Raw genomic sequence first — 12,457 nt, forward strand, 5'->3', positions numbered from 1 at the left:
CCCCCTTTTCGGGCCCCCGCCGCATGTTGGTGGGCCCGCACGATCGTCGAGTCGACGCAGACGATCGACCAGTCGACCTCACCGATCGCATCCGAGTGCTGCTGGACGTGGGCCAGGAGCCGGTCCCAGGTTCCGTCCGCCGACCAGCGGCGGAACCGTTCATAGACGGTCTTCCACGGCCCGTAGCGTTCGGGCAGGTCCCGCCAGGCAGCCCCCGTGGACAGCTTCCACAGGATCCCGTTGAGGACCTGCCGCCGGTCCCGCACGGGCCGCCCCATCCGGGGCGGAGCCAGCAACGGCCCGATCACATCCCAGGCCTGATCAGTCACCTCATGACGTCGCACCACGAACGGAGCAACGACCGACCTACATTGCGGACACGCCCTAGTCCCGCCGGGGACACGCCCCGACGGAACCCCGGCCCCAGCGGCTCCGCGGCACCGCAGCACCACGGCACCGCAGCACCGCAGCTCCACGGCACCGCAGCTCCGCCGAGGACTACATCTCCTTGAAGAAGGCCTCCGCCGTGTGCAGGAAGAGGTCGTTCGCCTCGGTCTCACCGATCGTGACCCGCAGGCCCTCGCCCGCGAAGGGCCGGACCACCACACCGGCCTTCTCGCAGGCCGCCGCGAACTCGGCGGTCCGCTCCCCCAGCCGCATCCACACGAAGTTCGCCTGGGTGTCCGGGACCACCGTCCAGCCCTGCGCCAGCAGCGTGCCGTGGACCCGCGCGCGCTCGCCGACCAGCGCCCCGACCCGGCCCATCAGCTCGTCCTCCGCCCGCAGCGAGGCCACGGCGGCGTCCTGCGCGAGCTGGCTCACACCGAAGGGCACCGCCGTCTTGCGCAGCGCCGCGGCCACCGGCTCGTGCGCCACCGCGAAGCCGACCCGCAGGCCGGCGAGGCCGTACGCCTTGGAGAACGTACGCAGCACGGCCACGTTGGGGCGGCTGCGGTAGAGCTCGATGCCGTCCGGCACCTCGATGTCCCGCACGAACTCGCGGTAGGCCTCGTCCAGCACCACCAGGACGTCCGAGGGGACCCGGTCCAGGAACCGCTCCAGCTCGGCGCGGCGCACCGCGGTGCCGGTGGGGTTGTTCGGGTTGCAGACGAAGATCAGGCGCGTCCGGTCGGTGATCGCGGCGGCCATGGCGTCGAGGTCGTGCACGTCCCCGTCGGTCAGCGGGACCTCAACGGACGTCGCACCCGAGATCTGCGTGATGATCGGGTAGGCCTCGAAGGACCGCCAGGCGTAGATGACCTCGTCGCCCGGGCCCGCCGTCGACTGGATCAGCGACTGGGCCACGCCCACCGAGCCGGTGCCGGTCGCGATGTGCTCGACCGGCACCCCGAAACGATCCGCCAGCTCGTTCACCAGGCCGGTGCACGCCATGTCGGGGTAGCGGTTGAACCGGCCCGCGGCCGCGACCGCGCTCTCCAGGACGCCCGGCAGCGGGGGGTACGGGTTCTCGTTCGAGGACAGCTTGAACGCCACGGCCCCGCCCCCGGCCGCGGGCTTGCCGGGCTTGTAGGTGGGAATGCCGTCCAGCTCGGCGCGCAGCTTCGGGCTCTTCTCGCTCACCGCAGGTCCTCCTCGACCGTCCCGTCGACGTCTCCGTCGACTCAATACTGCTCACCATATGAGGATTCCGCCGATCCGAGAATGGTGGGCGCCCGGAACATGGGGGGAGCGCGCGCATATATGCGCGCGCCACTGGCCTGCGCCGTGGCGCGCATCCCTCGTACAGGTGAGTTGCGGCCGGTCCGGGGCGGCTCGGTTTTGGCATGCTCGTACCCGCCGACAAGCACCACTCCGGCTCGGAGCCCCAAAATGCCTACTTTTCCAAGGTCATTGGGGGTGGCGAACCATGCAGAATCGTGCCTGTCAACGCGTGCATATGCACCCGGACCACCCACCCCTCCGAGCCCTACTATCGGCTCGCCATGACAGCAGCAGGGAAGCATCAGGTGAGCCGGACCGAGACCACCCGGCGAGCCGGCGGGCGACAGGGCCGCGCCGGCATCAGAGACGTGGCCGCCGCGGCGGGCGTCTCGATCACGACCGTCTCCGACGCGCTCAATGGCAAGGGGCGGCTGCCGGACGCCACCCGCCGCCACGTCCGCGAAGTGGCCGACCGGCTGGGCTACCGCCCCTCCGCCGCCGCCCGGACCCTCCGTACCGGCAAGTCCGGCCTCATCGGCCTGACCGTGACCACGTACGGGGATGAACCTTTCACCTTCACCGAATTCGCCTACTTCGCCGAGATGGCACGGGCCGCCACCTCCGCCGCGCTCGCCCGCGGCTACGCCCTGGTCATCCTCCCCGCCACCTCGCGACACGACGTCTGGTCCAACGTGGCCCTGGACGGCACCGTCGTCATCGACCCCTCCGACCACGATCCCGTCGTCAGCGAACTGGTCCGCCAGGGCCTGCCCGTGGTCTCCGACGGCCGTCCGGCCGGCACCCTCCCCGTCACCGCCTGGGTCGACAACGACCACGAAGCCGCCGTCCTGGGCCTGCTCGACCACCTCGCCGCCGCCGGAGCCCGCCGCATCGGGCTGCTGACCGGCACCACCACCGACACCTACACCCGGCTCTCCACGACCGCGTACCTCAGCTGGTGCGAGCGCGTCGGACAAGACCCCGTCTACGAGTCCTACCCCGCCCACGACCCGTGCGCCGGGGCGGTCGCGGCCGACCGGCTCCTCGCCCGGCCCGACCGGCCGGACGCCGTGTACGGCCTGTTCGACCCGAACGGCACCGACCTGCTCGCCGCCGCCCGGCGCTACGGCCTGCGCGTGCCCGAGGACCTGCTCCTCGTGTGCTGCAGCGAATCGACCGTCTACGCGAACACCGAGCCGCCCATCACCACCCTCTCCCTGAAACCGCGCCGCATCGGCACCGCCGTCGTGCAGCTGCTGATCGACGCGATCGAGGGGGTCGACACCGGACGGCCCGTCGAACAGGTCGTCCCGACCGAGCTGATCATCCGTACCTCCTCGCAGCGCAGGACACCCCGCACCACCGTCAGCCCACCCCGCTCACCGGCCCAGGACTGACCGCCACACGGCCGCAACGGCGGGACCGACGACCCCGCCGAGCATTTCGACAACACCCATATCGGGAGAAAACGTCAGGAAGGACCGGCTCCGGCCAGGATTCACCACCCCTGGTGCGTCACAGAGCGCGAGCCGCATTCCTATGATGGGCGCACGACATCACGGACCCTCCGCCCAGGAGGTCAGGAGGGTCCGCAGGTGTACGGCAGCGCGACGGTGGTGGAGGGGTCGATGACTCAGGGGGCCGGTCAGGGACCCGCGATGCGGACGGACACGCTGCGGGACTTCCGGGTGCCGGTCAGCGAACCCGCCCCGTACCCCGTGTCCACCGGGATGCCCGGCGAGGGCCCGGTGTACGGCGAGTACCCCGCCTACTACGCGGAGGGCGCGCCCGCCGCCGACCAGCAGCCCGGGTACGCGCCGGAGCCCGGGTACGCGCCGGAGCCCGGCGGCCACCCGGAGCCCGCGCCCGTCGCCCGCTCCGGTACGGAAACCGTCCCGCACCAGCGTCCCGCCGCTCAGGCGGAGTTCCCCGAGTCGGACGCCGAGGACGACGGTTACACGCCGACCCAGCGCGACCTGCCCGTCATCGGCCGCGGCGCGGCACCGGGCGGCCCCGGCGACACCGTCCAGGTCCAGTACGTGCCCCAGGAGGCTCCGGCGGCCGCCGGTCCGGGCCCCCTCTACGTCGTCGGGGACGTCCACGGCTACCTCGACGAGCTCATCACCGAACTCCAGGCCCAGGGCCTGATCGACGGCGACTGCCACTGGTCCGCCGGAAACGCCCGGCTCTGGTTCCTCGGCGACTTCACCGACCGCGGGCCCGACGGCATCGGGGTCATCGACCTCGTCATGCGGCTGTCCGCCGAGGCCGCCGCCGCCGGCGGCTACTGCAAGGCCCTGATGGGCAATCACGAGCTGCTCCTCATCGGCGCGAAGCGGTTCGGCGACACGCCCGTGCAGTCCGGCGCCGGAACCGCCACCTTCCAGGCGGCCTGGCTGCTCAACGGCGGGCAGCGCTCCGACATGGACCGGCTGGAGGACGTCCACCTCCAGTGGATGTCCCGGCTGGACGCGGCCACCCTCGCGGACGGGCACCTGCTCCTGCACTCCGACACCACCGCCTACCTCGACTACGGCAGCTCCATCGAGGACGTCAACGACACCATCCACGAGCTGCTCAACCGCCACGACGCCGACATCACGTGGGACCTGTTCCGGAAGTTCACCAAGCGGTTCGCCTTCCGCGACGAGGAAACCGGACCCGACGCCGTGCGCGAGCTCATCGGCACCTACGGCGGCGGCCGCGTCGTCCACGGACACAGCCCGATCCCGTACCTGCTCGGCGAAGTGGGCACCGAGGACGGCGACGAGTCGCGCGGCCCGGAGGCCGTCGACGGACCCCACGTGTACGCGGACGGACTGGCCATCGCCATGGACGGCGGCGTCACCATGGCGGGCAAGCTCCTCGTCGTTCAACTACCTCTGAGCGACTGAGCGTTCTCGGAGCGGGGTATTTCAGCAAAGCCCCTGTCACCGTGTGGCAGGGGCGCTCTACCATCGCTCTATCCGTAGCAGGCTCTCCTCCGTTTGTGCCGGCGCCCGGGTCTACGCGGGCATACCGGCTTCTACGGAGCATCGGGGGATGCACATGACCAGCGCTCCGCACCTGCTGACCGAAGACCGGCCCGAATTCCACCGGCTCCTCGACGAGGCGCTGCGCACCGCGGACGAGCGGCCCGAACTCGCCCCTCTGGGCGAACGGCTGAACGCCGAACAACTGCGCACGATGGCCCTCGGCGCCACCGCACTGCTCACCGCGGCGGCCGCCGCCGAGTACGCCCACTACGTCAAGCTCCGCGAGGAACTGCGCGACGGGATCCTGACGGCTCCGGGAAGCGCCCGTGAGGACGGCACCGACGACCAGGGCGACGGCGGCGGCGCCGGTGTGAGCGCCGTGGTCGGGGTCCTCGCGCCCGTCCTCGCGGGCACCGCCATGCTGATCTTCCTGCTGGTGGGCTACAGCCTGAAGGTGGTCGAGCCCTCACCGGCGTTCGCCGACACGATGCTGACGGCGGGCTGGCTGTTCGGCGCGCTGACCGTAGCCGCCCTGCTGTTCGCGGTGATCGGGCTGCTGGTGACCGCGATACGCAACAGTTCCACGGAAGTCGCCGCCGAGGAGACCGTGTCCGTACCCGACGAACTCGCGCGGGCCCGCGAGGCCTGGCGCCACGCCCTGCTGGAACGGGGCATCGTGCCGTTCCTGCGGGACGCACTGGCCGATCCGAGTGCCGGGCCGGGCTATCCCGTACCCCGCACCCCGGAAGCCGGGCGCATCCCCAACCTGGGTTACTCGCGGCCCGACTTCAGCAGTCCGGGGTCCCGCTCAGAGGGACCCCGGCCCGGCTACACGCCGCCGGACTTCACCAGCCCGGACTTCGGCGGCCCGGAGCACGAGCCGGAGTAACCACGGACCGGCTCCGGGCTCCCCGTACGGTCGGCGGGTGTTTCACGTGAAACTCGGCGGGTGTTTCACGTGAAACATCGCAAGGAACGCCCCTCCCGAACCCCCGCCGCTAGCCCGCGGCCCGCCGGCCCAGGGGCCGCCGCCGCAGTCCGGCGTCCGTCAGCGCCGGCGGACGCCACACCCCGTCCGGGTGGTAGATGTTCACGCCCGGCGGCACGATCGCGTCGATCCGGTCCAGCGCGTCGTCGTCGAGCACCAGACCGGCGCCCTTCACCAGCGACTCCATCTGCTCCATCGTCCTAGGCCCGATGATCACCGAGGTGACCGCGGGGTGCGCCACGGGGAAGGCGACCGCCAGCTCCGGGAGCGTGCAGCCGATCTCCTCGGCCAGCTCGACGAGCCGCTCCACGACCTCCAGCTTGGCGACGTTGCCCGGGATCGCCGGGTCGAAGCGCGCCGGGTTCAGCGCCGCCCGCCCGGACGTCAGGTCCACGGGCCGGCCGAGGCGCTGCTTGCCGCTCAGGAAGCCGGACGCGAGCGGGCTCCAGGTCAGCACGCCCATCCCGTAGCGCTGGGCGACGGGCAGGACGTCCGCCTCGATCCCCCGCGCGAGGATCGAGTACGGCGGCTGTTCGGTCCGGAAGCGGGGCAGGCCCCGCCGCTCGGCGGTGTGATGGGCCTCGACCAGCTCCTCCGCCGGGAAGGTCGAGCACCCGAAGGACCGGATCTTCCCGGCCCTGACCAGGTCGCCGAGGACGGCCAGCGTCTCCTCGACATCGGTCGTGTGATCCGGCCGGTGCACTTGGTAGAGGTCGATCCAGTCGGTGTCGAGCCTGCGCAGGCTGTCTTCCACCGCCCGTACGATCCACCGCCGGGAGTTCCCGCTGCGGTTGCGGCCCTCTCCCATCTGGAAGTGGACCTTCGTGGCCAGCACGACATCGTCGCGCCGCCCCTTGAGCGCCTTGCCGACGATCACTTCCGACTCACCGGACGAGTACATGTCCGCGGTGTCCACGAAGTTGATGCCCCGGTCGAGCGCGGCGTGGATGATCCGGGCGCACTCCTCGTGGTCCGGATTCCCCACCGCCCCGAACATCATCGTGCCGAGGCAGTGCGCACTCACCTCGATGCCGGTCCCGCCAAGATTTCGGTATCGCATGGTCATGCGGCCGCACTCTAGGAGCTGGAGCGCACTCCAGGGCAAGAGCGTCCCGTCGGCCAGGCAGCTCCCGGAACTCCCGCAACTCCCTTGTTCCGGACACGTGCTGCTCCCGGACGGCGGCGGTCCGCCGGCCGGGAGCAGCACTCCCCCCGGTGTGTCCGGTCAGTCCGCCAGCGGCAGGTACACCCTGTTCCCGGCGGCGGCGAACTCGGCGGACTTCTCCGCCATGCCCGCCTGGATCTCGTCGGCCTTCAGGTCACCGCCGTGCTCACGGCGGATGTCCTGGGAGATCTTCATCGAGCAGAACTTCGGACCGCACATGGAGCAGAAGTGCGCGGTCTTCGCGGGCTCGGCCGGCAGGGTCTCGTCGTGGAACTCCCGGGCCGTGACCGGGTCGAGCGCCAGGTTGAACTGGTCCTCCCAGCGGAACTCGAACCGCGCGTCCGAGAGGGCGTCGTCCCATTCCTGGGCGCCGGGGTGGCCCTTGGCCAGGTCGGCGGCGTGGGCGGCGATCTTGTAGGTGATCACGCCCGTCTTGACGTCGTCCCGGTTCGGCAGGCCCAGGTGCTCCTTGGGCGTGACGTAGCAGAGCATCGCGGTGCCCCACCAGGCGATCATCGCGGCGCCGATGCCGGAGGTGATGTGGTCGTACGCGGGCGCGACGTCCGTGGTCAGCGGGCCGAGCGTGTAGAACGGCGCCTCTTCGCAGATCTCCTGCTGGAGGTCGATGTTCTCCTTGATCTTGTGCATCGGGACGTGGCCCGGGCCCTCGATCATCGTCTGCACGTTGTGGCGCTTGGCGATCGTGTTCAGCTCGCCCAGCGTCTTCAGCTCCGCGAACTGCGCGGCGTCGTTGGCGTCCGCGATGGAGCCGGGGCGCAGGCCGTCACCGAGCGAGTACGTGACGTCGTAGGTCGCGAGGATGTCGCAGAGTTCCTCGAAGTTCGTGTAGAGGAAGTTCTCCTTGTGGTGCGCCAGGCACCACGCGGCCATGATCGAGCCGCCGCGCGAGACGATGCCCGTCTTGCGGCGGGCGGTGAGCGGCACGTAGGGCAGCAGCACTCCGGCGTGGACCGTCATGTAGTCGACGCCCTGCTCGGCCTGCTCGATGACCGTGTCCTTGTAGATCTCCCAGGTCAGCTCCTCGGCCCGGCCGTCGACCTTCTCCAGCGCCTGGTACAGCGGCACGGTGCCGATCGGAACGGGGGAGTTGCGCAGCACCCACTCGCGGGTGGTGTGGATGTTGCGGCCGGTCGAGAGGTCCATGACCGTGTCGGCGCCCCACTTGGTGGCCCAGGTCATCTTGTCGACCTCCTCCTCGATGGAGGAGGTGACCGCGGAGTTACCGATGTTGGCGTTGACCTTCACCAGGAACCGCTTGCCGATGATCATCGGCTCGATCTCCGGGTGGTTCACGTTCGCGGGAAGGACGGCGCGACCTGCGGCGATCTCTTCGCGGACGACCTCGGGGGAGACGTTCTCGCGGATCGCGACGTACTCCATCTCCGGGGTGATCTCGCCCCGGCGGGCGTACGCGAGCTGGGTGACGGCGGCGCCGCCGCGGCCACGGCGGGGCAGCCGGGGACGGCCCGGGAAGACCGCGTCGAGGTTCTTGAGGCCGCCGCGGGGCGAGGTGTGCTTGATGCCGTCGTCCTCGGGGCGTGCGGGACGGCCCGCGTACTCCTCGGTGTCACCGCGGCCGATGATCCAGTTCTCGCGCAGGGGCGCCAGGCCCCGGCGGACGTCGGTGTCGATCTGCGGGTCGGTGTACGGACCGGACGTGTCGTAGAGCGTGACGTCCTTGCCGTTGGTGAGGTGGACCTGGCGGACCGGCACCCGGATGTCCGGGCGGGAGCCCGCCAGGTATCCCTTGTGCCAGCCGGGCTGGCGCTCGGTCTGGCCGTCGGCGTCCTGGCTGACGGCAGGCGTGCGTGCGTCCTGAATGGTCATGAGACCTGATCTCCCTACGCCGGCATTACCCGGTAACAGGTTCGGCGGTCGACGCAGCCTCTTCCCGTACGCATTCTCATGCGCGTACGGTGATCAGCGCCCTCTCAGCCCGGTGCTCCGAGCTCCCGCGTTGTGCAAAGGTGCCCCCACGCTAGCGTCATCTGTGGCGTGCTGAATAGTGGGCCCCCTCATCTCTTGCGATGATCTGCCAGTGACGTCCTCGACGAAGCCCCCCACCGAGCCCACGGATCACCAGGGCCACACCGGTCACGACCACGCGCCTCATGGACCCGCGGCCGGTGCCTCCCATGGTCATGCGCACGGCCACAGCCACGGCCACGGGCCGGCGGCTCCGGTCTCCAAGCACCTGCGCAAGGTCATCGCCGCCGTGCTGATCCCCTTCGCCGCCGCCGTCTTCATCGGCATGGCGGTGCTCTGGCCGGGCGGCGCCCCGGCCCACGAGCGGACCGGGGTGGGCTTCGACCGCCAGACCCAGCAGGGCACGGTCGTCGCCTTGGCGAAGGTCGACTGCAAATCGGTGAACGCCTCCCAAGTGCCGCCCACCGGCGACACCTCCACTCCCGAGGGACGCGAGGCGCAGGCCGCGCAGACCGGCGAGTGCAAGAAGGCGACCGTCGAGGTCGGCAGCGGACCGGAGAAGGGCCGGGCCTTCTTCGAGATCATCCAGCCGGGCGCGCCGCGGCAGTTGGAGAAGGGCCAGGAGGTGGTGGTCGCGTACGCGCCGGACGCGCCGCGTGACCTCCAGTACTCCGTGATCGACGTGAACCGCAAGCTCCCGATGGCGCTGCTGGCCGCGATCTTCGCGGTCGCGGTCGTCGTGGTCGGGCGGATGCGCGGTCTCTTCGCGCTCATCGCCCTGGTGGTCAGCTTCGGGATCCTGACGCTGTTCATCCTCCCGGCCATCCTCCAGGGCTCGAACCCGCTGCTCGTCGCCGTCATCGGAGCGAGCGCGATCATGCTGATCGCCCTCTACATGTGCCACGGGCTGACGGCGAGGACCTCGGTCGCCGTCCTCGGCACCCTCGCCTCCCTGCTGCTGATCGGGCTGTTGGGCTCGCTGTTCATCGACTGGGCGTTCCTGAGCGGCAACACGGACGACAACACCGGGCTGATCCACGGCCTCTACCCGTCCATCGACATGAGCGGTCTGCTGCTCGCCGGTGTGATCATTGGTTCCCTCGGCGTCCTCGACGACGTGACGGTGACGCAGACCTCGGCCGTCTGGGAACTCCACCAGGCCGACCCGAAGATGGGCCCTCGGGCCCTGTACCGGGCGGCCATCCGGATCGGCCGCGACCACATCGCGTCGGTGGTGAACACCCTGGTGCTCGCGTACGCGGGTGCCGCGCTGCCCCTGCTGCTGCTGTTCTCCATCGCGAACAGCAGTATGGGTTCGGTGGCCAACAGCGAGCTCGTCGCGGAGGAGATCGTACGGACCCTCGTGGGGTCGATCGGGCTCGTGGCCTCGGTCCCCGTGACGACGGCGCTCGCGGCGCTGGTGGTCTCCGCCGACCGGCCGGGGCCCGAGGCCTCCGACGGGCCCGCGAAGACGGGCCGCGGTGGCCGGGGCCGCAGGCGCAAGCGCTGACGGACCGCCGACGGCCGCCCCTCAGCCCTCAGCCGGCGTTCTGCTCGTTCTGCCGCGCGTCGTCGAGGATCTTGCCGAGCGCCTCGTCGAGGTTCTCTTCGAAGTCGCCGAGGCTGCGCTCCTGACCGAGCGGCACCAGTCGGTCGGTGCGGTCCAGGAACGCGACGAGCGGCGCCGCGCTCGCGCGGAACAGGGCCCGGTCACCGGCGACCTGGAGCCGGATGTGGACGTCGGACAGCCCCTCCGGGTGGGTGGGGGCGATGTGCACGTCTCCGTCACCGCACGGCTTGTTGATGCCGTCGAGCAGCAGCTCCCGGCCGAACGCCCATGTCACGGGCGCGTCTCCGGGAAGGTGGAACGTCAGGCGCACCGCGTAGGGGTCGCGGGACTCGTACCGGAGCTCCACCGGGATCCGGAACGAGAGCTCCTCGGAAACGAGGAAGCTCATCATGACCTCTGCCTGTACCGACTCGCGCATTGCTACCCCGCTGTAGTGGAAGTGGCCAGGAATGGTCCCTCAAGGCCGTCCCACAAGGGTGGTGTAAGCGCCAGCAGATCACAAGGAGTGAGTTTTCAGATACTGATAGAGAAGGAGAGGCTGCTCAGCAGCGCGCCTACTTCACGACGCAGCCGATCGACTACGGACAGCAACCGATCTTCCTGGCACAAGGGGAGAGAAATGGCCATCGTCGCGGCGGTGTCTCCGGCCGTGATCGGGATGGCCGCGCACACCGTTCCGAGGGAGTACTCCTGGCGCTCGATCACCGGCTGCATCCGTTCCATGGAACCGATCCGCGCCTCCAGGGCGCCGAGGTCCCGCACGGTGTAGGGCGTGATGGCCCCGACCGGATGACGGTCGTAGTGGTCCCGGCGCGTCTTCTCGTCGAGCTGACCCAGCAGGCACTGCCCGATGGCGTGCGCGTGGCCGGTCTCGCGGAAGTCGGCCCATTCCTCGCAGGCCGGGCTGGCCGGGGTGTCGCAGACGCCCACGACCTCGATCTCCCCCTCGCGGTAGACCGCGAAGTAGACCGGGGCGCCGACCGCGTCGCGGAAGTGCGCGAGCGAGTCGAGGATCATGCTGCGACGTTTCTGCTGAAGTCCGGCGTCCGCCAGCCGGCCGGCCGCGTCTCCGAGCAGGAACACGCCGCTCTCCCTGCGCAGATAACCCTCGTGCGTCAGGGTGCGCAGCAGGTGGTACGCCGTGGGGAGCGGGAGCCCGGCTTCACGCGCCAGTTGTTTCGCCGGGGCTCCCCCGCTATGGGATCCCACCGCTTCCAGCAGCCGCAGCGCCCGCTGCACCGAACCGATGAGGGTCGGCACGCCGGCGTTGTGGACCGAAGACAATGCTCACCCCCAGGGAACGGCGCAGATCGCGACCCTATCCACCGGCCGTGCGGTGCGGGCGATTTGGCCGGTGCCGTTCCCTCTCCTGGGTCAATCCCCGTACCGCTCCCGGGTGGAACACCGGGAACGGTACGGACTACCAGCCGCCGGAGGAGGTCTTCGAGCCGCGGCCGGTGAACTTCTTGACCACGAAGATCAGACCGCCGACGAGGGCGACGAAGAGCAGCGCCTTGAACGCGAAGGTGATCAGCGTGCTGAGGATGCTGAGGATCACCCCGCCGAACACGTACAGCGCCAGCAGCGGGACGGCCACCCACTTGACCCACCAGGGCGTGCCCGCGAACGTCGCTCGGATGCCGTCCATGTTCCTACCTCTTCCTCGTCCGTGACTTCCTGCTCCGATGCTAGGAGGACGGGGTCACCGACGGGGGGCCGCGAGCCCTCGGAACCCCCTGACCCGCCCCCTAGGGGGTCGGGGCGCGCGACCCTCAGCCCGTCGGCCCGCTCACCGGCCCGCTCATCCCTCCGGCGGGGAGAAGACCACCATCACCTTCAACGGCTCGGTGATGTGGTGGAACTTGTGCGGCACCCCGGCCGGCACGTAGACGACGCTGCCGTTCGCCACCGTCGTCGTCTCGTCCCCGACCGTGATCGAGGCGCGCCCGCTCACCACGAAGTAGACCTCGTCCTGCCGGTGCGGCTGCTGCGGATCGCTCTGGCCGGCCTCCAGGGCGTACAGCCCCACCGACATGTTCCGCTCGTGCAGGAACTGGAGGTAGGCGCCGTCGTTGGCGATCCGCTCCGCCTCGAGCTCGTCCAGCCTGAAGGCCTTCATCCTTGTCGTGCCCCTTGCCTTGCTCGGTGCC

General features: G+C 70.3%; 12 protein-coding genes and 1 riboswitch. Of the genes, 4 read left to right on the plus strand and 8 right to left on the minus strand.

Features of this window, described 5'->3' with window-relative positions:
• Both ACFYYT_RS15940 and hisC read right to left on the minus strand, forming a co-directional pair.
• A partial coding sequence (locus tag ACFYYT_RS15940) for an IS5 family transposase (RefSeq protein ID WP_388608180.1) occupies nt 1-347 on the minus strand: 347 nt, incomplete at its 3' end.
• A gap of 151 nt (nt 348-498) precedes the next feature.
• Nucleotides 499-1,581 carry a histidinol-phosphate transaminase gene (gene hisC / locus ACFYYT_RS15945; protein ID WP_351822217.1) on the minus strand — a complete coding sequence of 361 codons (1,083 nt, stop codon included), beginning with the start codon at nt 1,579-1,581 and terminating at the stop codon, nt 499-501.
• 362 nt (nt 1,582-1,943) lie between these two features.
• Between hisC and ACFYYT_RS15950 the strand changes: the two genes are divergently transcribed.
• The 3 genes from ACFYYT_RS15950 (at nt 1,944) to ACFYYT_RS15960 (ending at nt 5,526) form a co-directional block, all read left to right on the plus strand.
• The gene (locus tag ACFYYT_RS15950; protein WP_351822214.1) at nt 1,944-3,059 is read left to right on the plus strand and encodes a LacI family DNA-binding transcriptional regulator; all 1,116 of its coding nucleotides are present in this window, start codon (nt 1,944-1,946) and stop codon (nt 3,057-3,059) included.
• A gap of 231 nt (nt 3,060-3,290) precedes the next feature.
• Nucleotides 3,291-4,556, plus strand: coding sequence for a metallophosphoesterase (locus ACFYYT_RS15955; RefSeq protein WP_351822211.1), 1,266 nt, complete (start codon nt 3,291-3,293; stop codon nt 4,554-4,556).
• A 148-nt stretch (nt 4,557-4,704) separates the two neighbouring features.
• Nucleotides 4,705-5,526, plus strand: a complete 822-nt coding sequence (locus ACFYYT_RS15960) for a hypothetical protein (RefSeq protein WP_351822208.1) — start codon at nt 4,705-4,707, stop codon at nt 5,524-5,526.
• Nucleotides 5,527-5,635: 109 nt separating this feature from the next.
• Here ACFYYT_RS15960 and ACFYYT_RS15965 read toward each other — a convergent pair whose 3' ends face one another.
• Together ACFYYT_RS15965 and thiC are read right to left on the minus strand one after the other, a co-directional pair.
• A complete protein-coding gene (locus ACFYYT_RS15965) occupies nt 5,636-6,685 on the minus strand; it encodes an aldo/keto reductase (protein ID WP_351822229.1) in 1,050 nt (349 codons plus the stop codon).
• A gap of 165 nt (nt 6,686-6,850) precedes the next feature.
• Nucleotides 6,851-8,638, minus strand: a complete 1,788-nt coding sequence (gene thiC, locus ACFYYT_RS15970; RefSeq protein ID WP_351822205.1) for a phosphomethylpyrimidine synthase ThiC — start codon at nt 8,636-8,638, stop codon at nt 6,851-6,853.
• Nucleotides 8,633-8,777, minus strand: a riboswitch (TPP riboswitch). (Overlaps the previous gene by 6 nt.)
• Before the next feature lie 39 nt (nt 8,778-8,816).
• On the opposite strand from thiC, the gene ACFYYT_RS15975 reads away from it, so the two are divergent.
• Nucleotides 8,817-10,247, plus strand: coding sequence for a YibE/F family protein (locus ACFYYT_RS15975; protein ID WP_351822202.1), 1,431 nt, complete (start codon nt 8,817-8,819; stop codon nt 10,245-10,247).
• Between the two features lie 28 nt (nt 10,248-10,275).
• Here the strand turns inward: ACFYYT_RS15975 and ACFYYT_RS15980 are convergent, their stop codons facing one another.
• The 4 genes from ACFYYT_RS15980 to ACFYYT_RS15995 form a co-directional block, all read right to left on the minus strand.
• Nucleotides 10,276-10,725, minus strand: coding sequence for an SsgA family sporulation/cell division regulator (locus ACFYYT_RS15980; RefSeq protein ID WP_351822199.1), 450 nt, complete (start codon nt 10,723-10,725; stop codon nt 10,276-10,278).
• 95 nt (nt 10,726-10,820) lie between these two features.
• The gene (locus ACFYYT_RS15985) at nt 10,821-11,567 is read right to left on the minus strand and encodes a helix-turn-helix domain-containing protein (RefSeq protein WP_351822196.1); all 747 of its coding nucleotides are present in this window, start codon (nt 11,565-11,567) and stop codon (nt 10,821-10,823) included.
• 160 nt (nt 11,568-11,727) lie between these two features.
• Complete coding sequence (locus tag ACFYYT_RS15990) at nt 11,728-11,955, minus strand: DUF5326 family protein (RefSeq protein WP_351822193.1); 228 nt, start codon at nt 11,953-11,955, stop codon at nt 11,728-11,730.
• 153 nt (nt 11,956-12,108) lie between these two features.
• Nucleotides 12,109-12,426 (minus strand): cupin domain-containing protein, encoded by a 318-nt coding sequence (locus ACFYYT_RS15995; protein WP_351822190.1) that lies wholly within the window; start codon nt 12,424-12,426, stop codon nt 12,109-12,111.
• Nucleotides 12,427-12,457: the final 31 nt, after the last annotated feature.

Source organism: Streptomyces sp. NPDC002032 (genome assembly GCF_042890765.1).
Taxonomy (GTDB): domain Bacteria; phylum Actinomycetota; class Actinomycetes; order Streptomycetales; family Streptomycetaceae; genus Streptomyces.